Source organism: Paenibacillus sp. PCH8 (assembly GCF_002968835.1).
Taxonomy (GTDB): Bacteria; Bacillota; Bacilli; order Paenibacillales; family Paenibacillaceae; genus Paenibacillus.
Window position 1 is genome coordinate 92,037 of sequence record NZ_PKQK01000004.1, and the last position, 19,570, is coordinate 111,606.

Sequence of the window (19,570 nt, forward strand, 5' to 3'; positions counted from 1 at the left end):
TTGAACGTATATCCTGTAGGATTACTTTTGTGCAGTTTGGGTGTTAAAGAGTATAGTGACCTTGGTTAAAATAACGATAAAAACGCCCCAATGGAAGGCAAACCCCTTCCCTTGGGGCGTTTGCTGTAAGTAAGGACGATTTAGCAGAGAGCAAACAAAATCTGTGTATTCAGGAGAATTCCTGGTGTAAGGAATGGATAGAAGTACCCCACCACAAAACCAAACAGATTAATGGCAGGCCACATCAGATATACGTCATTGTATGTGAATACCAGGGACCATCGGTTGTAGCAAAAGTTGGGCAGTGCACGTTCTTCGTTATCCCGGGGCGCCGCCGCACCTGTTTGTGCAAATTGTACCGCTTGAGTTAGACTTTGCGGCTGTTGCTGGAGGAAGAGCGGAAGGAGACCCGGGCTGCTTTTGATCAGGTTATATAAGAAAAGCATTTCCGCCGGGGGTTGACCCACCGGACGTGGATAGGCACTAAGAAGGGTGGGCAGATTGCCTTGCGCCAGTTGCGCAGGTACGCCCGGAGCTGAACTCGGAATGCCTCCGGGGATATATGGGGATGGACCTGTTCCTCCGCCGGGAATAAAGGGAGGATAGGAGCCTTGGCCGCCAGGCATCCCAGGGAACATCGGGCCACCGGGTGTTCCGCCACCTCCAGGGAACAGAGGCGGCAATTGAAATGAACGGTCTTCTCCATAGCTGATATAAGGGTTATATACGTAACTCATATACAGAACATCCTTCCTGTCATCGTATTCTGCATTCAGCATATGGCGGCATCCGCCTATAGGTGAATTTCTTTAAGAAGATTTTATATGATCTATTTAGTTGAACTAATCATTTACACAAAACAGCGATTGGAAGATTGTTCTATCATCGTAGTGTCAGTGTAAATAATCTTTAGTTCAACTTTATAGCGCAGAGCATAATCGAATTGACAATTAGAATGATAACAATTATCATTGTCAATGGAATTGAACAAATATATATACCAATATTATATGTATCAATAACAGTATTAATATTTTTGAACGTTGATAGCTGTCGCAATAACGCCAATTAAGATGTCCATATTGAAAGGGGTTAATAAAGTGCTGAATAGAAATAGAAAGATGATCATGCTTCTGATTACGGTGATGGTCATGTCCATCTGGTTGGCCGCGTGTGGAACAAAGCCTGCAGAGAATGAAGCAGGAGAAAACGATACAACAACGGAGACCGAGACACAGACCGAAGCACCGACTGAACGCACATTGACAGATGCAATGGGACACGAAGTGAAAATCCCTGCAAATCCAGAGCGGATCATCGCTTCGTATCTGGAAGACAATCTGGTAACCCTAGGCGTGAAGCCGGTTGCCCAATGGTCGGTAGCCAATGGAATTCAGGAATATCTACAAAAAGATCTAAATGGCATTCCAACAATTGCCTTTGATCTTCCTTTCGAAGCGGTAACAAGCTTTAACCCGGATCTGATTATTATCGGTTCCGAAAGTGTGGTTGAAGGTGAGAAATACGCACAGTACAGTAAGATTGCACCTACTTACGTGCTCGGCGATGAGATCAATAGCGACTGGCGCAAAACGCTACTGAAAATCGGTGAAATTCTGAATAAAAGTGATGAAGCACAACAAGCACTGGATGATTACGAAGTTAAAGCCAGCGAAATCAAGGAAAAGATCAACACCGTTACAGGTGGTACGAAATCGGCAGCCGCCATTTGGTTGGTTAGCGGCAAGTTCTTTATCGTTAGTGACAATGTATCGAGTGGAGAAGTGATGTACAAAGAACTTGGACTTGTAGAGCCTGAAGTTGTGAAAGAAATCTCTGCTAATGCGACAGGTAACTGGTCCTCCATCTCAATGGAGAAATTGGCGGAAATGGATGTAGACTACTTATTCTTTGTGAATAGTGATGAAGGTACGGGGTCAGAAGCACTGAAAGATCCAGTATGGCAAAGCATCCCGGCTGTGAAAAATGGTAATTTGTTTGAATTTACCCGTTCCAGCAGCTGGCTGTATAGTGGAGTTCAAGCGAACCTTCAAATTATGGAAGACATTCAGAACAGCATCGTTAAATAAGAAATAGCCAATACAAAATGGTGTGTTCAAACTCCTTGGTATGATGGGTACCAGGGAGTTTTTTTGTTAGTTCAGCATTTTACGATATATAATAAAGAAAAAAGAAGCATTGTCATGTCATGAAGGAGGAATGTCACTTACTTCATGATCAGGAAGGGGATAGTTACATATGTATACATTGGATCCACGTAAAATAACGGGAAGAGACAACTATAAACTCATGAGTGGTTCGGTAGTGCCACGTCCGATTGCTTTTGTGACGACACGTTCAGACGAGAATGGTGTTATTAATGCTGCGCCATTCAGTTTCTTTAATGTGGTCAGCTCTGATCCACCGTTGTTGTCCATCTCTATTGCACGCAAGGATGGCATGATGAAAGATACCGCCCGCAATGTGCTTGCCCGTAAAGAACTGGTCGTACACATATGTGATGAAGCGATCATTGCAGAGGTGAATGAGACAGCGGCCATACTTGAACCGCACGAAAGTGAGCTAGAGCGGACAAAACTCACTACAGTGCCGAGTACGATCGTTTCCGTTCCGGGAATACAGGAAGCACTTATTCGAATGGAGTGTGAACTGTATCAGCACATTCCCGTGTCTAACGATGATGGCAAACCAGTGAGTGACCTGCTGCTGGTACGTATTGTACAGTACCATTTCAGCGAAGCGGTCTATAATCCGGACAAGGGCTATATCCTTATGGATCATTTGAAACCAGTCAGCCGACTGGCGGGTAATGATTACGCCAAGCTTGGGGAGAGATTCACAATCATTCGGCCTGAATAGTACGGAAAGATTGTATATCTGATATAGGGTGGGGCTAGCATTACCAATAAGGCGGATAGCACATGCGTAACTTGCATATGCTGTCCGCCTTTACTTGTGATATGAACATAAACGGGCCAGTGGGTGAATAGACTTGTACTATATCCTGCACATGTCATATGAACCTATTTTATATATACGGAGGTTGATCCGATGAATGAGCTTGAGGGAACTACAGGTGCAAGTATTATGGGAATGGGAACGGCATGGCCAGAGCACCGTATCGAGCAAAAAGATGTGTCTACTCGTCTCGCGCAAGCGCTGGAACATGAGCCCGATGCCAGAAGGTGGGCCAAACGGATTTTTAATCAGTGCGGTGTGGAGACTCGCTATACGTGTGAACCGAATCTGCTGGAGCCTGTGGATTCTTGCCGTTACTTGCCCTTCACTGCGGCAGAGGACGTTCCGACAACAGCCGAGCGCATGGGTAAATACAAAGCGGCTGCTGTTCCGCTCGGGCTGAAAGCAGCCGGACAGGCCCTTCAGGATGCGGACGTATCTCCGGCGGAGTTAACGCATCTTATTACGGTGAGTTGCACAGGGCAATTCCTGCCCGGACTGGATGTTCGGCTGATACAGCAACTTGAATTGTCACCGGATATCAACCGAATTCCACTGGTATTTCAAGGGTGTGCAGCCGGTTTGAAGGCCATACAACTGGCGAATTCCATCGTAACGACAGATCAGAAGGCCACTGTTCTGATCGTGTGTGTAGAACTGTGTACCCTTCACTTCCAACCGTCCGCCAAGCGTGATGATCTGTATGCTGCTTCTTTCTTCGGAGATGGAGCCTCTGCTTGCGTGGTTGGCCCGTCTGGAACGGGGCGCAATGAATGTTTTCGACTCGGCCGTGGGCATTCGGTACTACTCCCGGACTGTGCAGAAGAGATGATCTGGGAAGTGGGCAATACAGGCTTCGATCTCTATCTGTCGCCACAGATTCCGAAGTTGCTCGGTTTGCATCTCGGACCAGAAGTAGCACGGTTGCTGGAGGGGAGCGGTTTACCAGAAATATGGGCGATCCATCCAGGAGGCAGAGGAATCGTGGATGCCGTTCAGAAGTTGTACCAGTTGACAGACGAGCAGGCCTCCTACAGCCGTAATGTCCTGCGGGATTATGGTAACCTGTCGTCCGTTACAATTCTTTTTGTACTTCAATCCATCCGTGAGAATTATAGTCAGAAGGAAGATCACTCCAGTGGGATTGCGCTGGCCTTTGGTCCGGGACTGACCGCAGAATTACTTCCTTTTACATATATCCCTGCCCCCGTTGCGAACCAAAAATCAGTGAGTCATGGCATCCAATAATTGCGCACCCGCATTAAACCGAATGACCAATCTGATCGCAGAGGAGCTTGGATATGGGTTATCGCAGCCTTGCTGTCTTCATCAGCCGATATCCGCGGTTCATCATTCTCTGCTGGGTATTTGTCATCGGGATGTCAGCTGTCTGGGCATGGAAGTTGCCTGGCATGGTGCAAGATCACGGGTTGACATTGGTTCACGGGGATGCGCAAGCGGTTGAACATATTCTGGAGGACGAATTCGATTCTCCTGCTGATCCGGTTGTTATCGTTTTTGAGAAAAAGGAAACTGCCTCACCAACAGTGTTTCGCCAATGGATCAGGGATCGTCTGAACCAGGTTGAATTGTTGCCTGCGGTAACTTCTATCACTTCTCCTCTGGATACCAAAGCGGAGCTGTTGCATGACCATACGGCTTACGCTTGGGTGAACATGGGTGTGCCGTCTTATCAGATGGGTCCTCCCTTGAAGCAGCTGCGCACCGTGCTGACAACAGATGAAGGTCCAGGTACGATCAAGCTGACAGGAAAAGCGGTCGTACAGCAGGATGTAAACCGTCTGAGCTTTAAGGATCTGGAACGCGCAGAAGTGGTGGGATTACCAATTGCCTTGGTCATTTTGTGTTTCGCATTCAGAGGTCTGTACGCTGCAATGATTGCTGTGGTGATGGGAATAAGTGCTGTGATTACGGCGATGGGAGTCACGTCGCTCCTGGGCTATTATCTTGAACTGTCCAACTTCATAATCAACGTGATTCCCATGGTGGGCATGGCGCTTAGTATAGATTTTGCCCTGATCATCCTGAGCAGGTACAGGGAAGAACTTCAACAGTCCTATGAAGATGAAGTGGAAGCTAACGTTCTGGAGAGTGTAGTTCTGCAAAGTGAGGTCCTTCAGCGAACGCTACGTACAGCAGGGCGAGCCGTCTTGTTCTCAGCAGCATGCGTGCTCCTTGGACTGCTGGGTTTACTCTGGATCAGACTGCCGATGTTTTTGAGTGTCTCCTTGGGGCCATTATCGTTCTGCTTTTATCGCTTCTGTTAAACGTAACGCTGCTACCAGCTCTGTTGTCCATGTCTGCGGTTCGGGTATTCAGACGGAAGTCAGTTCGTTCATCACCCAGACGTTCGATCTGGCATACATGGTCAGCCATGGTTATGAAACGACCGGCGAGTATGGCGATTGGGGGTACAATGGTATTGTTGCTGTGTGTCTTTCCGGTGAGCCGATTGGAACTGTCCATCCCGGATGCGTCTTCACTGCCATCCCGAATGGAGTCTCGCCAGGCAGCAGAGCAGTTACAGTATGATTTGGGTCAAAAGAATATCTCCACCATCGATATGGTGATTGGGGGCAGCAGGAACAACTGACTGCCGTGCACTGGCAGATGGCTCACAATAAAGTACGTCAACTTCTGCAGGACTCGGATGTATTAAGCATCGTGTCACCATGGGGTCTGTTACAGCCGAACAAAGATGGCTCGCAAAGCCAGTTCCAAGTTCCCGCGTTGTCTAGATCTTCTTCCACGGAAGTCAGTAAGTCTCATCCGATATCAACGGTGCTGCGTTCATATGTCTCAGATTATTCCATTCGTGTGGTTGCTACCGTACGTGGAGAACCGGGTTCGGATGAGGTCGCAGGCTGGCTCGATCGAATGAGGTCTGATGATCAAGCTTTAGCCATGAATGGCATGACCATTCGGTATGGTGGGGAAGCTGCCAAGCAGCATGAAATTATGCAGGAAGTTACGCGTCAGCTTCCCAAAGTTCTGGTGTTTGTCGTGGTATCCAATTATGTGGTGCTGCTGGCAGCATTCCGTTCTCTGCTCATTCCAATCAAGGCGATTCTGATGAATCTGCTCAGTTTAGCCGCTTCATTTGGCATTTTGGTGTGGGTATTTAATGAGGGACATCTGGGGATGGAGCCGTCAGCTATTGCCATTATGATTCCGGTGTTCATTGCGGGACTGGTATTCGGCATATCGATGGACTACGGTGTATTTATGCTGAGCCGTATACGGGAGATCTATATACGAACCGGAGACAGTGATCTGGCAGTACAACAGGGATTGGCGTCTACGGGTACTTTAATTACTTCCGCAGCGGCAATTCTGCTTGCGGTGACTATGCCATTTGCGTTTGCTGAAGTTACAGGGGTGAGGCAGTTGGGAATCGGAATAACGGCAGCAGTATTCATTGATGTGACACTGATTCGTTTGATACTGATACCTGCACTGATGAAATTGATGGGTAGGTGGAACTGGTGGTTGCCAGGACAGATGAAATGAAGACGGAGTAGATGATTGGTGACATGTCTAACATGACTGCAATTGGAAAGGGGTATCCCCAGAGCCTGTGCTCAGGTGAGGGATATCCTTTTTTTGGATCGAAATTGTGGGATTCCATTCAAAACTGGCAAACATGTTCAATTCATGGGCAACAGTTATGTTCTATAATGGACTGGATTAATCGGGTAGTTCGGTCTTTCACCTATGGAATCTTACGAAAAACAGGAGGGACACAGTCTAATGTCGGATATAGAATCCTATCTGCAACAGCAAACTAATCTTCGCGGTCGTTCCGCTTATCATGCAGATCAATCCTTGGAAGAATGGCGCAGTCAATTGCGTATACGCGTAAAAGAACGACTGGGCGGATTTCCAGCAATGGCGGAAGGACTGAATCCTGTATTGTTGGAACGCACGGCATGTGACGGATATATCCGCGAGCGGGTGGAGATCACAACCTATGCAGGACTTCGAATGGCTGTCTATATTTTGATTCCAAGTGATGTAAGCGTTACCGATGCGAAGAGACCCGCCATCGTTGCCTGTCACGGGCACGGGTATGGCAGCCGGGAGATATCTGGAATGGAGCCGGATGGTTCACTTCGAACAGGAGATCCCGGATTACACAAGGATTTCGCCGTTGCCCTTGTGCAGCGGGGATATGTGGTTGCGGCTCCAGAGTTGCTCGGATTTGGTGATCGAAGACTGGAAGAGGACCGCGATGCGCCACCAGGGGTAAGCTCCTGTACGAAGATTGCTGCGCATCTGCTCATGGTGGGGAAGACCCTCGCCGGTCATAGGGTGTATGAAACAACACGTGTATTGGATTATGTATCGACTCGGCCAGAAGTGGATTCGGAGCGAATTGGAAGCATGGGTATCTCGGGCGGTGGGCTGGTGACCGCATTTACAGCCGCGTTGGATGAACGGTTCAGGGCAACTGTGGTAAGCGGTTATGCAAATACATTCCAAGGCAGCATATTGGATCGGAACCATTGTCTGGACAACTATGTGCCAGGTATCCTGCGTGAAGCGGAGTTGCCGGATCTCATCGGCCTGATTGTGCCTAGGCCACTTTTTATTGAAGCTGGAAGTGATGATCAGGTGTTCCCAATCCATGCAGCGAGAGAGGCGTATGCCCGTTTGACACACATATATGAGCAGGCGGGGGCAGAAAAATCGCTGGATGCGGATTTCTTCACAGGTGGACATGAGATTAGCGGAGCGAAAGCATATGACTGGCTTGATCAAGTGCTGTGAAGTTAAAGTTGTGGATCATGCAGATCATGTACCAATCAGATTCTGATTCGAGAGGAGAATTCAGTAATGAAATGGTCAACATCCGTAAAAGTTCTACTATGTCTTGTTCTGTTTGCAAGTACGATCGGCGTAGGTCTGGGAAGCAATGGAGGGCAGGTCGCTGAAGCGGCAACTGATAATTACAGATTTGATTTTGGTTCAGGCCTGGTTGAGAGCGGTTACACAGGCGTGTCCGCAGGAGATACCTATACAGCTGCGAGAGGTTATGGTTTCAACACGCCTGCCCATATGAGAAATGTGTCTGCATCTGGAAGTGGAGTCATGAGTGACGCAGTGCAGTTTCTGACGTTCGGTACGAAGAGTACCAATACGTTCAATGTGGATCTGTCCAATGGTCTTTATGAGGTCAAAGTGGTTCTGGGCAATACAGCCAGAGCCAGCGTCGCTGCGGAAGGAGTATACCAGATCATCAATATGACGGGTAATGGAGCGACCGACCGGTTTCAAATCCCGATAACCGACGGACAATTGAACCTGTTGGTTACCGAAGGCAAGGCTGGCACAGCCTTTACGTTAAGTGCACTGGAAGTCCGTAAGATATCGAATCAGACGGTAACCAACCGCACGATATACATTGGTGGCGATTCAACCGTTTGCAATTACTATCCGCTTGGAAGTAGTGTGCAGGGTGGGTGGGGACAACTATTTCCTTCCTATGTGAACAACAATACATTTCAGGTGAGAAATATGGCGGCAAGTGGTCAATTTGCAAGAGGTTTCCGAGATGATGGTCAGATGGAGGCGATCCTGAAGTATATCAAGCCTGGAGATTATTTTATTTTGCAGTTTGGAATTAATGACACCAATGCCAAGAATAATACAACCGAGGCACAGTTCAAGGAAATCATGCGGGATATGGTCCGCCAAGCGAAGAACAAGGGGGCCACGGTTATCCTTTCCACGCCACAGGGCCGAGCGACAGACTTCAATTCGTCCAATGTACACAATGCTGAGAATCGCTGGTATAATCCGTCAACCCGTACACTCGCTCAGGAAGAGGGGGTTACGCTGGTTGAACTGAACAAGCTGAGTTCTGCTTATTTCACATCGATGGGTCCGGCAGCCACACTTGCGTTGTATATGACAGGGGATAGCCTGCATCCAAACCATCAGGGTGCTGCCCAGCTTGCGCGCATTGTAGCTGCGGATCTGAAAAGGCAGGGATTGAGTGGATTCTAAACATAAGAATGTGATCTGTCAGTTAATCTGTGGCTAATCTACTTCAGCTGTGAAAAAGGAACAATACCCCCGGGGATACCGCGAAACAAGCGGTTAATCCTCGGGGTATTGTTATGAGTATGCCTGGATTAGCTGGATTACTCCATCATATCCTTGGCCTCATGATTCACTTTCTTCCCTTTTAACAACGGTTCCAGCTCATCTTGAACACTTTGCTCCCACAGCGGTACATCTGTACGATAGGCGGCCCGTCCGTTCAGATGTCCGGCGACCGGAGCCGTGATGAATACAAACAGGATACCAAGCAGCAAGCGGGCACTAATATAGTTGTCGAAGTACCAGAAGTAGATAAATGTCGCGCCAAGTACACATAACACGCCTAACGTCATACTTTTGGTTGCGGCATGGGCTCGTAAATACACATCGGGCAGACGAATCAGTCCGAACGCACTGAATGCACTGAGTAATGCACCGAGCAGTACGAGTAGACCGATGGCCGTTTCAGCGGTTCCTTTAACGATCTCCATCATTTTTGAATACCGCCCCCCGTTCAATATAACGTGCAAATGCAACCGTACTTAGAAAAGCCAGAATACCAATCAGCAATATGATGTCCAGGTATGCCTGGGTTTGCAGCATCATCGACAGAACGGCGACGATGGCAATGACATTGATCCCGATGGTATCAAGTGCGGTGATCCGGTCAGCCATCGATGGTCCCCTAAGCACCCTGTACAGGCAACCGAGGATGGCTAAGGAGAGAATAAGCAACGAGATGAATAACAGTGAGGATAACATTAACGCGTCACCTCCATAATTGCTTTTTCAAATGTATTTTGGATATCATCTCTCATTTTCTGTTCATTTTTGATATCGAGTGCATGAATAAAAAGCTTGCGTTGATTGCCTGAGATTTCAAGCGGCAGGGAACCTGGTGTCAAAGAGATGAGCAGACAGAGCAAGGTAACTTCCCAATCCGAGGACAGTTGCGTCCGATACGTGAAAATCCCTGGCCGAATATCGAGCTTAGGCTTGATGATCTGGCGTATAACCTCAATGCTGGCGCGCACGAGTTCCTTGAATAACAGATTGATCAGTTTCAGAATGGCCCAGACTCGCACAATATAGAAACGCTGGGGAAGAATCTGCGCATCCCCCCGATCAGAAGCAGTCCGAGCAGGTAACCTATGAGAAAACCAACACCATTCCAGGCATTGTTCAGAAACATCCATACAAAAGCAATGATAAGATTGAGTACAATCTGAAAGGCCATAGACATCTACTCCTTCAATACGGCATCAATATAAATATTGGGATGCAATAGAATATCGCCTGCGCGTGAGGTCAACTGGAACATGCCTTCCGCCCCCACACCCATTACGATGATGAATACAAACAGGATTCCGGCAGGAATTAGCAGGCCGTTCACCGCGTAAGGGCGTCTTACCACTCCGGCAGGTGGTTCGCCCCAGAACGCCTGGATGAAGATGCGCAGTACCGAATATAACATCAGTAAGCTGGATAGTACTGCGATGCCGGTAAGACCGTACAAGCCTGCCTGCAAGCCGCCTTCGAAGAGAAGCAACTTACCCGGAAAACCACTGAATGGAGGCAAACCTGCCAAGGCGAGTGCGCTGATGAAGAACATCCAGCCGAGCAACGGATAACGATGGATCAGTCCGCCCATATTGTCGAGTTTGGATGTTCCGGCAACAGCGATTAAGGCTCCGCCCAGCAGGAACAGTAATGTTTTGATCAACATGTCATGAAGCATGTAGAAGAGCAGACCTTCTAGGGCAGGGCGGCTGGCTGAGGCCATGCCGAAAGCAACAAAGCCTACACCTGCGATCACGTTGTAGATGAGAATCTTGTTCACATCGCGGTACGAGATCGCGCCGATTACACCAAGAACCATGGTTGCCCCAGCCATCCATCCGATCAGTGCGTGGAAGAAATCCGGATCATGATAGAAGATCAGTGTGAATGTTCGCACAATGGCGTACAGGCCAACTTTGGTCAACAATCCTGCGAACAGTGCAGTGACGACAGCCGGTGGTGCGGCATAAGAGCCAGATAACCAGAAGAACAGAAACAGTCCGGCCTTGATGCTGAATACGATCAGGAAGAGAACGGCAATTAGCGTAATGACCCCGCTCTGCCCCACTTCTGCAATTCGCACAGACAGGTCTGCCATATTCAGCGTGCCAGTAATAGAGTAGAGGAAGCCGATAGAAGCAACAAATAGTGCTGAAGAGACAATGTTAATGAGCACATATTTGATCGTCTCACGCAGCTGTCTTTCCGTACCTCCCAATACAATCAGTGCATAGGAAGAGATAAGCATCAGTTCAAAGCTGACAAACAAATTGAACAAATCTCCGGTTAAGAATGAACTGTTCACTCCTGCAATCAGGAAATGAAAGAACGGATAGAAGTGATGTTCCTCCCGCTCCTTGTTCACACTGCGGAACGCATACAACAGACAAGCCAGCGCAATAATGGAAGCGGCGACAACAAGCAGTGCCGACACCATGTCAGCGACAAGCACGATGCCATAGGGAGGTGCCCATCCCCCCATATTTAGTGTCAGGACTCCATTTTGAGTGACACGAGTAATCAGTATTGTGGAGACTGCTGCTGTGAACAAAAGTCCGATGACACTAATGACCCGCTGGATGTTGATTTTTCGGAAGAATAGAAGTGCCAGAACACCTGTAATCAGCGGCAATAGAATAGGCAGAACAACAAGATTATTCATATGGACGCCTCCTAACTTCTTCCATGTCATCCGTTCTCAGCTTCAGATAGGAACGATAGGAGAGAACGAAGAAGAAAGCAGTGAGTCCGAAATTAATAACAATGGATGTTAATATCAACGCCTGGGGAAGTGGATCGACGTAGCGTTCCGCCATCTCCCCAAGCAGTGGTGGTGATCCGGTTTTGAGACGCGACATAGTGATCAATAGCAGATGCACACCATGGGTTAGTATGGACATGCCAAGCACGATGCGGAGCAGGCTCCGCGACAAGATTAAAAAGACGGCAACCGCAAACAGAATGCCAACGGCTACACACATCAATATTTCCATATCAACGATCCTCCCCGATCTGTAGAATGATGGTCATGGTGACGCCCAGAACGGCGAGATAAACGCCAAGATCGAACAGCATGGCCGTGGCGAGTTCTGTCTCTCCCAGCAAAGGAAGTTCGAAATATCCGAAGGTTTGGCTGAGGAACGGGACACCGAAGATGAATGAACCTGCGCCCGTAAGTAAGGCAATACCCAAGCCAATCGCCGTTAAGGTGCGGAAATCAATTGGTAACGCTTTGCGTATCGTATCGGTACTGAATGCCAAGGCAATTAATACGAGCGCTGCTGCTGTTACCAGTCCGCCGATGAAGCCTCCGCCAGGATTATGGTGTCCTGCGAAGAACAGGTGTATTGCAAACGTCAAGATGATGAATACAACCACTTTGGTAGTCGTTTGCAGCAATACATCATTACTCTGCAACGGTACAGTGTCCCATGAGGATGTGCTGCGTTCGCGGTTACCATACTTCTTCGTATTGTCCGCTTCATCATCCAGCTCGGGATCTGAATCCTGAGTTTCGTCTTTCTTGCGGAATTTCAATCTGGCTCCGAGATCCTTCGCTTCAAGATTCAGATTAATCATGGAATAGATGGACAATGAAGCAACGCCAAGGACCATAATCTCCAATAATGTATCGAATCCACGAAAATCTACCAACAACACGTTAACGACATTTTTACCTCCGGCAGAATTATAGGCTTCCTGAAGGAAAAAGGTAGAGATGCTCTCCATGGAGGCTGTCCCGCTTGCAGCTAGTGCGACAAAAGTCATCACAATCCCCACTGAAATCGCTACAATCATATTAACAGTGAGATAACTGCGGCTTGATTTGCCACGTTGCAGTTCAGGCAGATGGTAGAAGCAGAGCAGGAACAGGGCAACCGACACCGTCTCGACAATCATCTGCGTTAGCGCCAGATCCGGCGCCCTAAAGAGTACGAACAGTAAGGTTACAAGGTAACCCACTGCTCCGGTCATAATGACTGCGGACAGCCTGTTCTTGGCAAAAGGGATCGAAACCGCAGCAGCAATGAGCGCGAGTAGCAGTATGACTTCATAGAATGAATAGGGCGCATTACCCTGCAGATTCCACGTAATATTTTCTCCTGAACGGAAGAAGGCATAGACCAGTAAAGCGACCGTGAATGAGAAAATGTAAACGAGATAATTACGAACTGACCCATTCATGTAGGCTTCCGTCCATTTGCGTGCATAATGCTGAAGGTTATCCAGCACGACATGGTACATATTGTTAATTGTTAATCCTTGAGGATAATGCTCATAAATATTCCTCCATCGTGGCAACAGCTTGTAGAGAGTGATCCCGAGAATCACAACTCCGATGGTCATAATGAGTTCCGGAGTCCATCCATGCCATAGGGAGAAATGTACATCGAAGCGCTCATTCCCATTTAACAGGGAAGGAAGCACAGCGGCCATTGCCGGTTCGATCAGTGATCCGGCCAGCAGGTTCGGAAAGAGTCCGAACAGGATGACTAGAACACCAAGAACAACGGGCGGAATGATCATACCGGCGGGCGCTTCGTGTAGCTTCTCGGCAGGAATTTCGCTTTGGCTACGACCGAGGAATGTTTTGAACACGATAATAAGCGCATAGATCAGGGTAAACACACTTGCAAGCCAAGCGAGTACCGGCAGTAGAACACTCCAGGACCCAAGTCCAAAGATTCGCAGATGCGTGACTTCGACCATAGCCTGGAAGAACAGCTCCTTGCTGAGGAACCCGTTGAACGGTGGAATACCCGCCATGGCAAGTGATCCGATCAGAGCTACGGTGAATGTGATTGGCATGAATGACGCAAGTCCACCGAGCTTTCGAATGTCACGTGTTCCCGTTTCATGATCCACAATACCTACGACCATGAACAGAGCGGCCTTGAAGGTCGCATGATTAAACAGGTGAAGCAGCGCAGCGGTTGTCGCTACGGTGTACATTGCAGAGGACTCGCCATATCCGAAGTAGAGAGCAGCGGATCCGACCCCGAACAGGGACATGATCAGGCCAAGTTGAGAGATGGTGGAATAGGCGAGAATCGCTTTGAGATCGTTTTTTTTCACCGCCAGGAATGATCCATAACACAAGGTTAGCAGACCAACGCCGGTGACGAGCCAGAACCAGAGCCCTTGTCCACCGAAGATCGGTGTGAATCGGGCCACAACATACAGTCCAGCTTTGACCATCGTGGCTGAATGCAGATACGCACTCACCGGCGTAGGGGCTTCCATGGCATCTGGCAACCAGATATGGAACGGGAATTGGGCTGACTTGGTGAAAGCTCCAATCAGGATCAAGACAAGTGCGGGTAGAAATAGTGCACTTTCCTGTATCGGTCCCAACTCGGCAATGGTTGCACGAATGCTGAATGTTCCCGTCATGAGATACATCATCATGAATCCGGTTAGCATGGCGAATCCGCCAAATACGGTGATCAGGAAGGATTTTTGTGCTCCTGAAGTCGAGGCTTTGCGTTTGTAATGAAATGCGATCAACAGGAATGATGTTATACTGGTCAATTCCCAGAATCCGTATAGCACAATCATATTATCTGACAGTACCACGCCCAGCATGGCTCCCATGAACATCAACAGATACAGGTAGAAGCGATTCAGGGCTTCTTTCATATCCATGTAAAAGATGGAGTAGAGAACAACCAGGACACCGATTCCGGTGATTAGCAGGGTCAGCAACAGACTTAGACCATCCAGATATAAGTTAAATCCAATGTCCAGTGAAGGAATCCAAGGGATATTTCCGGATACGGTATTGCGCTGGGACACATCAGGTATACGGCTCGCAAAATATACAAATAATAGTGCCGGGACAAGGAGAACCGGCCATCCCAAATGAATTTTACGGAAGAAACGATGCAGCATGGCAAGAAGGATGCCAGCGGCAAAAGGTAGAATAACAGCAACATGAAGCAAGCTCAACATAACACCCCCAATGTTTAGTATTTCGACGACTCTCTCTGTGACATACAGGCGCATAATCCTCGAAGGAAATGCTTGCTCTCTATATTCATAACCCAAGTATGTATATACAGAATCGTGTCTATTCTTTGAATGGAAGAAACACAGTGAAGATTTGAGTATAATATTGTATGGGCATGTATAATAAAAAAATAAAAAATTTCCGATAAAGATGAAAACGATTAGGTGACATCCCGTGTATCCTTTACAGCATAATTATGTTGAAAAGCAAGATGGCTTCACCATGTATTGGAGGCAATTATGTCATTTAAACTCAGGACCGTACTCACTGTCATTTTCGCTGTATTATCCTTATTGGTTACCGCTACAATAGGATATGTATATAGCCAGAAATCATTCGATGCCGTAGAAACAGAGGTTGGTCATTCACTCACAGCCACCGCTTCCCAGGCTTCGGACAAGCTTGATCGCTTTATGTCAGCCCGTATGGGTGAACTGGATCTGCTAGGCAGAATGGCTGCATTGGAAGACAGCTTCAAACCTGATAATATCCAGATGCTGCTGGATCAGTTGCAAGATAGCTTTCCCTCATTCTCATGGGTTGGATTCATGGACCCCAACGGAAAAGTGTTAGCTGCGACGGATGGTATCCTGCTCGGGGAAGATTTGTCGGAACGTCCTGTGTATAAGGAGGGTATTAAGGGTAAATTTATTGGAGATGTACATAATGCCGTACTTTTGGCTAAACTGCTTCCGAATCCAACAGGTGAGCCGCTGCAATTTGTCGATATCAGTTTTACGTTGAAGGATAGCCAGGGCCATATCAGGGGTGTACTCGCTGCGCATTTAAGCTGGGCCTGGGCGAAAGAAGTGGAAGAATCCGTGCTGGCGCCACTGGAGCGGGAAGAAAAGGACATTGAATTCTTCATCATTAGCAAAAAGGAACATACAGTATTGCTTGGACCCAAAGAATGGGTCGGTAAACCGTTGAAATTGTCAGGCATCGAGGAGGCACAGCATAACAAGAGCAGTTGGAGCGTTGAGAACTGGCAGGATGGCCATGATTATGTGACAGGTTTCGCATACAGTCAGGGTCACCAGGATTATCCGGGCTTGGGATGGACGGTTATTATTCGTCAAGTCAAATCCACGGCCTTTGCTTCCGTAGTAGACTTGTTGTGGTTTAATGTGTGGACAGGACTTGCTGTTACGATCCTCTTTGCGGGGATCGGGTGGTTAGTCTCGCGTCTGATCTCCGCTCCGCTGGTACGACTTACCCGAGTAGCCAATCGACTGCGGGCAGGTGAAGATCTTGAGATTCCCGAGAACAGGGGAATTAAAGAGATTGAAGGTTTGTCCCGATCGCTTCGGGATATGGTGACCTCTCTTACGAATAAAGACTCGGAGCTGGTCGTAATGCAGAATCTGGCGCATTTCGATCAATTAACAAGTTTGCCGAATCGTACTGCTCTAGAATTGTATCTGGAGGAGTCACTGGAGCCCGAAAGTGAAGATCACACACTGACTTTTCTCTATCTGGATCTCGATGGATTCAAGAGTGTCAATGATACACTTGGACATCAGACGGGAGATGTTCTGTTACAGAAAGTAGCCCAGCGTCTGACTGCTCTTGGTCAGGAGAAGGGCATAACGGTCCGGTTGGGTGGGGATGAATTCCTGATCGTACTTCGTTCTGTCGGACATCATCCGAGGGAGGAAGCCAGCGCCTATGCAGAAGCCACTATCCAAAGTCTGAACAAGCCGTTCATTATTGAATACGAGCGAATTCGGATTGGATGTAGCATCGGAGGAGCTGAATATCCGACCAACAGCGGCAATCCAAGTGAAATTATCCGGATGGCGGACGAAGCTTTGTACGAATCCAAACGTGCAGGTAAGAACAGAATTACATTTTATTCCGATTTGAAGCATGATAATTAGCGTATAATAGCAGTAGCTAAGGAATACGAATCAACGTTGTACGGATATCTGCGCATAGACAAGGAGGGGTGAAATGTCTGGAAAATATGCATCGGTACCTTACGGTTATGAGCCACCTGCGGTCAGCCGGAAAGGCACACTGACTTTCTATGACTCGTTCGAACATGTGACAGATGAACAACTGGAACGCGCCGCTGCTGCGTTGGATACCCGATCGTTCGTACAGCTCGTGCTCTATCCGCTACACGAGGCCACGGTTAAGCGAATGACTCGGGATGCAGTACAGGCTTATTACAAAAGAGAAGACCGCCTGCATGATTGGCGACGGAATCATCCGACCTTACGTATACGTGTGGAGGGACTGGAAGGTAAAAGAAAGAGATATACACCCTTGGATACCGCATTGCGTCATATCACTGCAGAATACCCTGCTCCCTATTTCCTGTATATGACAGTGGAGATGGCGAACCTGTTCGCTTCGTTTGATTCCTTCAAGGATTGGATTAAAGAACTGCGAATCATCATTGATGGGCAGTCCGAAGATCTGCATCCAAGGCTGGAGCAATATCGTCATCGCTGGGAATGGGCGGACTGAATGAAAGCGTAGTTCTATGGGAAAGGTCGTCTTCCTGAGCATATGTATACCAAAAACAAAAAAAAGTTGTGTTGTACAACCCGGAATTCCGGAGTACAGCACAACTTTTTTGAGTTTGCGTTTAGCCCTGAGGGACTACGCCAGATCAATGGACGTTACGGTTTTGTTTTTACCCGTTCGTTTGGCGGCATACAGACAGGCATCGACTTCTTCGAACAGCGTATCTTTGCTCAGATTGGGACTGTAACTTTTGAGTCCAATACTGACCGTGATGGAAGCACCTTCAAGTTCCAGATGGCCCATAAGGGCGATCTTTTCGCGAATCTGCTCCATCAGAACGTAAGCTTGCTCGAAAGACTGCTCAAACATCAAGAAGGCGAACTCTTCGCCTCCGTATCGTGCTGCAATATCACTCGGGCTGATATTCTCCTGTATGATCAAGGATACTTTTTCCAAAATAACGTCTCCAACCCGATGACCAAACGTATCATTTATGGATTTGAAATCATCAATATCCATCAGGGCCAGATGCAGACTCATGCCACTTTTGGCGTACTCAAAGGCTTTTTCATAATAATCTTTGAATGAGCTTTGATTATAGAGATTGGTCAAACCGTCTGTTTTGGACTGTTTGGTCATAATTGCATTTCGCACAATAAGATCTTGCTTGGCTAACATATTAGCTTGGAGCTCGTCCAGTACTTCGACACCGCTGGTCACAATCACCTGTGCTACATACGTACCAAGGATTAGAAAAACTGGAATGGATACGATGTCAAACGTAGATAAGTATGCACGGTAGACCGAATCGAATAGAACGAGAATGTAACCCGCCATCTGCAACAGAAATACAATCCAGACTCTTTTTCTACTGAAGAACAGAACGGAAGCGAAAATGGGCAACAGGCATAGGGCCAATATAATCCGAATGTCATAATTCACATGAATAATCGTCCAGGCAATTACTGTACTGGCTACAGACATGGCAGAGAATGAATAGGAACTGAACCGCCGATCAATCCAGCTTGCAAGCAGTATGCAAAAAATACTTATTGCTGCCGGCCACAACAGAACGTTAATCATGAAATCTGCAGGTGTACGGTCATAATCCAGAAACAGGAAACAACCAATTTGAATGACCACATGTGCTATAACGACAATCCAATAGGCTTGAAGCATTTTTTTAATCCATTTGGAATGCTTAATTTCGTACTCCATGGGTATGTGGCTACTGTGTGAATAGGAACCCTTCATATATCACCGCTGACTGCATCATAATGATACGACAGAATGACTCTCGTATAAGATGATTATAATTCACATTGTTCAAAACGCAAATCATTATATTCAAGGCATGAGAACAAAGCTTACATAATATTGCAACAGGCAGGGAAGAAACTTTCGGAAAGGGACATACAAATTTCGTAAAGAGCATCATAGACTATAAGTAGGCTCCGTTCCAGAGGATTGTTATTCTTGATGAAGGGGAGGTGACTTCCATTCCTCTTGTCGTTCGTTCAACCGTTAACGCTACAGGGGCAATTACGTTTACGGGCAATACACTTGGACTAAGCCGTTCTGATACAGCAGGGGTGCCTGGTACGCAGGATAGCATTGGAGGATTCACAACAACCAATACGGCTTTAACGTACGGGACGTATCCGCCAGGGACGACCAGTCTGTACCAGAGTAATAGTTCCGCTGCGATTCTTGTGCTTCCAGCAGGGACTACAGTTCTATACGCGGAATTAATCTGGGGCGGAAGTTACATCAATGGAACTGTCAATCTAAGCTCTGCGATCAACAATCCGGTAACGTTTATTACTCCGGCGGGTTCATTCAGCGTTACGCCGGATCCGGCGACGTACAATCAATTCGATCTGGGTAACAACGCGGCAGGGTATGTACGTTCAGCCAATGTGACGACACTTATTCAAAATGGGGGGCAGGTACATATATCACGGGGGCAGTCGTAGGAAC

General features: G+C 47.6%; 18 protein-coding genes and 1 pseudogene. 11 read left to right on the forward strand and 8 right to left on the reverse strand.

Annotation, left to right across the window (positions count from 1 at the left end; genetic code table 11):
• Positions 1 to 140: 140 nt before the first annotated feature.
• Entirely contained in the window at positions 141 to 737 is a 597-nt protein-coding gene (locus tag C0Q44_RS22095; protein ID WP_146113499.1) for a hypothetical protein, read from the reverse strand.
• Positions 738 to 1,100: 363 nt separating this feature from the next.
• Between C0Q44_RS22095 and C0Q44_RS22100 the strand changes: the two genes are divergently transcribed.
• From C0Q44_RS22100 to C0Q44_RS22130, 8 genes are all read left to right on the forward strand, one after another.
• Positions 1,101 to 2,090 (forward strand): iron-hydroxamate ABC transporter substrate-binding protein, encoded by a 990-nt coding sequence (locus tag C0Q44_RS22100; RefSeq protein WP_258166500.1) that lies wholly within the window; start codon positions 1,101 to 1,103, stop codon positions 2,088 to 2,090.
• 169 nt (positions 2,091 to 2,259) lie between these two features.
• Positions 2,260 to 2,880 carry a flavin reductase family protein gene (locus tag C0Q44_RS22105; protein ID WP_105409401.1) on the forward strand — a complete coding sequence of 207 codons (621 nt, stop codon included), beginning with the start codon at positions 2,260 to 2,262 and terminating at the stop codon, positions 2,878 to 2,880.
• Positions 2,881 to 3,072: 192 nt separating this feature from the next.
• Positions 3,073 to 4,227, forward strand: coding sequence for a type III polyketide synthase (locus C0Q44_RS22110; RefSeq protein ID WP_105409402.1), 1,155 nt, complete (start codon positions 3,073 to 3,075; stop codon positions 4,225 to 4,227).
• A 53-nt stretch (positions 4,228 to 4,280) separates the two neighbouring features.
• Positions 4,281 to 5,267: an MMPL family transporter gene (locus tag C0Q44_RS22115; RefSeq protein WP_105409403.1), complete on the forward strand. Its 987-nt coding sequence runs from the start codon at positions 4,281 to 4,283 to the stop codon at positions 5,265 to 5,267.
• Positions 5,268 to 5,374: 107 nt separating this feature from the next.
• Positions 5,375 to 5,593 (forward strand): hypothetical protein, encoded by a 219-nt coding sequence (locus tag C0Q44_RS29900; protein WP_181151133.1) that lies wholly within the window; start codon positions 5,375 to 5,377, stop codon positions 5,591 to 5,593.
• Between the two features lie 17 nt (positions 5,594 to 5,610).
• Complete coding sequence (locus C0Q44_RS22120) at positions 5,611 to 6,510, forward strand: MMPL family transporter (RefSeq protein ID WP_105409404.1); 900 nt, start codon at positions 5,611 to 5,613, stop codon at positions 6,508 to 6,510.
• A 240-nt stretch (positions 6,511 to 6,750) separates the two neighbouring features.
• Complete coding sequence (locus tag C0Q44_RS22125) at positions 6,751 to 7,770, forward strand: dienelactone hydrolase family protein (protein ID WP_105409405.1); 1,020 nt, start codon at positions 6,751 to 6,753, stop codon at positions 7,768 to 7,770.
• Between the two features lie 66 nt (positions 7,771 to 7,836).
• A complete protein-coding gene (locus tag C0Q44_RS22130) occupies positions 7,837 to 9,009 on the forward strand; it encodes a rhamnogalacturonan acetylesterase (RefSeq protein WP_105409406.1) in 1,173 nt (390 codons plus the stop codon).
• Between the two features lie 137 nt (positions 9,010 to 9,146).
• Here the strand turns inward: C0Q44_RS22130 and mnhG are convergent, their stop codons facing one another.
• From mnhG to C0Q44_RS22160, 6 genes and pseudogenes are all read right to left on the reverse strand, one after another.
• On the reverse strand, positions 9,147 to 9,539 hold the full coding sequence (gene mnhG, locus C0Q44_RS22135; RefSeq protein ID WP_105409407.1) for a monovalent cation/H(+) antiporter subunit G: 393 nt from the start codon (positions 9,537 to 9,539) through the stop codon (positions 9,147 to 9,149).
• Positions 9,523 to 9,807 (reverse strand): Na(+)/H(+) antiporter subunit F1, encoded by a 285-nt coding sequence (locus tag C0Q44_RS22140; RefSeq protein ID WP_017688855.1) that lies wholly within the window; start codon positions 9,805 to 9,807, stop codon positions 9,523 to 9,525. The genes mnhG and C0Q44_RS22140 overlap by 17 nt, the downstream gene beginning before the upstream one ends.
• Positions 9,807 to 10,282: pseudogene (locus C0Q44_RS22145) on the reverse strand (Na+/H+ antiporter subunit E). The gene C0Q44_RS22140 and the pseudogene C0Q44_RS22145 overlap by 1 nt, the downstream one beginning before the upstream one ends.
• A 6-nt stretch (positions 10,283 to 10,288) precedes the next feature.
• Positions 10,289 to 11,767 (reverse strand): Na+/H+ antiporter subunit D, encoded by a 1,479-nt coding sequence (locus C0Q44_RS22150; RefSeq protein WP_105409408.1) that lies wholly within the window; start codon positions 11,765 to 11,767, stop codon positions 10,289 to 10,291.
• Complete coding sequence (locus C0Q44_RS22155) at positions 11,760 to 12,098, reverse strand: Na(+)/H(+) antiporter subunit C (RefSeq protein WP_105409409.1); 339 nt, start codon at positions 12,096 to 12,098, stop codon at positions 11,760 to 11,762. The genes C0Q44_RS22150 and C0Q44_RS22155 overlap by 8 nt, the downstream gene beginning before the upstream one ends.
• A 1-nt stretch (position 12,099) precedes the next feature.
• A complete protein-coding gene (locus C0Q44_RS22160; protein ID WP_105409734.1) occupies positions 12,100 to 15,054 on the reverse strand; it encodes a Na+/H+ antiporter subunit A in 2,955 nt (984 codons plus the stop codon).
• A gap of 300 nt (positions 15,055 to 15,354) precedes the next feature.
• Here C0Q44_RS22160 and C0Q44_RS22165 point away from each other — a divergent pair, with 300 nt between their 5' ends.
• Both C0Q44_RS22165 and C0Q44_RS22170 read left to right on the forward strand, forming a co-directional pair.
• Positions 15,355 to 16,995: a diguanylate cyclase domain-containing protein gene (locus C0Q44_RS22165; RefSeq protein WP_105409410.1), complete on the forward strand. Its 1,641-nt coding sequence runs from the start codon at positions 15,355 to 15,357 to the stop codon at positions 16,993 to 16,995.
• A 73-nt stretch (positions 16,996 to 17,068) separates the two neighbouring features.
• Positions 17,069 to 17,590 carry a hypothetical protein gene (locus C0Q44_RS22170; protein ID WP_105409411.1) on the forward strand — a complete coding sequence of 174 codons (522 nt, stop codon included), beginning with the start codon at positions 17,069 to 17,071 and terminating at the stop codon, positions 17,588 to 17,590.
• Positions 17,591 to 17,725: 135 nt separating this feature from the next.
• Here the strand turns inward: C0Q44_RS22170 and C0Q44_RS22175 are convergent, their stop codons facing one another.
• Positions 17,726 to 18,808 (reverse strand): GGDEF domain-containing protein, encoded by a 1,083-nt coding sequence (locus tag C0Q44_RS22175; protein ID WP_258166501.1) that lies wholly within the window; start codon positions 18,806 to 18,808, stop codon positions 17,726 to 17,728.
• Between the two features lie 272 nt (positions 18,809 to 19,080).
• Here C0Q44_RS22175 and C0Q44_RS31205 point away from each other — a divergent pair, with 272 nt between their 5' ends.
• Complete coding sequence (locus C0Q44_RS31205) at positions 19,081 to 19,566, forward strand: hypothetical protein (protein ID WP_258166502.1); 486 nt, start codon at positions 19,081 to 19,083, stop codon at positions 19,564 to 19,566.
• Positions 19,567 to 19,570 lie beyond the last annotated feature (4 nt).

Coding starts and splice junctions, on each gene's coding strand:
- C0Q44_RS22095 (WP_146113499.1), bottom strand. CDS start 737: ATGAGTTACGTATATAACCCTTATATCAGCTATGGAGAAGACCGTTCA.
- C0Q44_RS22105 (WP_105409401.1), top strand. CDS start 2,260: ATGTATACATTGGATCCACGTAAAATAACGGGAAGAGACAACTATAAA.
- C0Q44_RS22110 (WP_105409402.1), top strand. CDS start 3,073: ATGAATGAGCTTGAGGGAACTACAGGTGCAAGTATTATGGGAATGGGA.
- C0Q44_RS22115 (WP_105409403.1), top strand. CDS start 4,281: ATGGGTTATCGCAGCCTTGCTGTCTTCATCAGCCGATATCCGCGGTTC.
- C0Q44_RS29900 (WP_181151133.1), top strand. CDS start 5,375: ATGGTTATGAAACGACCGGCGAGTATGGCGATTGGGGGTACAATGGTA.
- C0Q44_RS22120 (WP_105409404.1), top strand. CDS start 5,611: ATGGCTCACAATAAAGTACGTCAACTTCTGCAGGACTCGGATGTATTA.
- C0Q44_RS22125 (WP_105409405.1), top strand. CDS start 6,751: ATGTCGGATATAGAATCCTATCTGCAACAGCAAACTAATCTTCGCGGT.
- C0Q44_RS22130 (WP_105409406.1), top strand. CDS start 7,837: ATGAAATGGTCAACATCCGTAAAAGTTCTACTATGTCTTGTTCTGTTT.
- mnhG (WP_105409407.1), bottom strand. CDS start 9,539: ATGATGGAGATCGTTAAAGGAACCGCTGAAACGGCCATCGGTCTACTC.
- C0Q44_RS22140 (WP_017688855.1), bottom strand. CDS start 9,807: ATGTTATCCTCACTGTTATTCATCTCGTTGCTTATTCTCTCCTTAGCC.
- C0Q44_RS22150 (WP_105409408.1), bottom strand. CDS start 11,767: ATGAATAATCTTGTTGTTCTGCCTATTCTATTGCCGCTGATTACAGGT.
- C0Q44_RS22155 (WP_105409409.1), bottom strand. CDS start 12,098: ATGGAAATATTGATGTGTGTAGCCGTTGGCATTCTGTTTGCGGTTGCC.
- C0Q44_RS22165 (WP_105409410.1), top strand. CDS start 15,355: ATGTCATTTAAACTCAGGACCGTACTCACTGTCATTTTCGCTGTATTA.
- C0Q44_RS22170 (WP_105409411.1), top strand. CDS start 17,069: ATGTCTGGAAAATATGCATCGGTACCTTACGGTTATGAGCCACCTGCG.
- C0Q44_RS22175 (WP_258166501.1), bottom strand. CDS start 18,808: ATGGAGTACGAAATTAAGCATTCCAAATGGATTAAAAAAATGCTTCAA.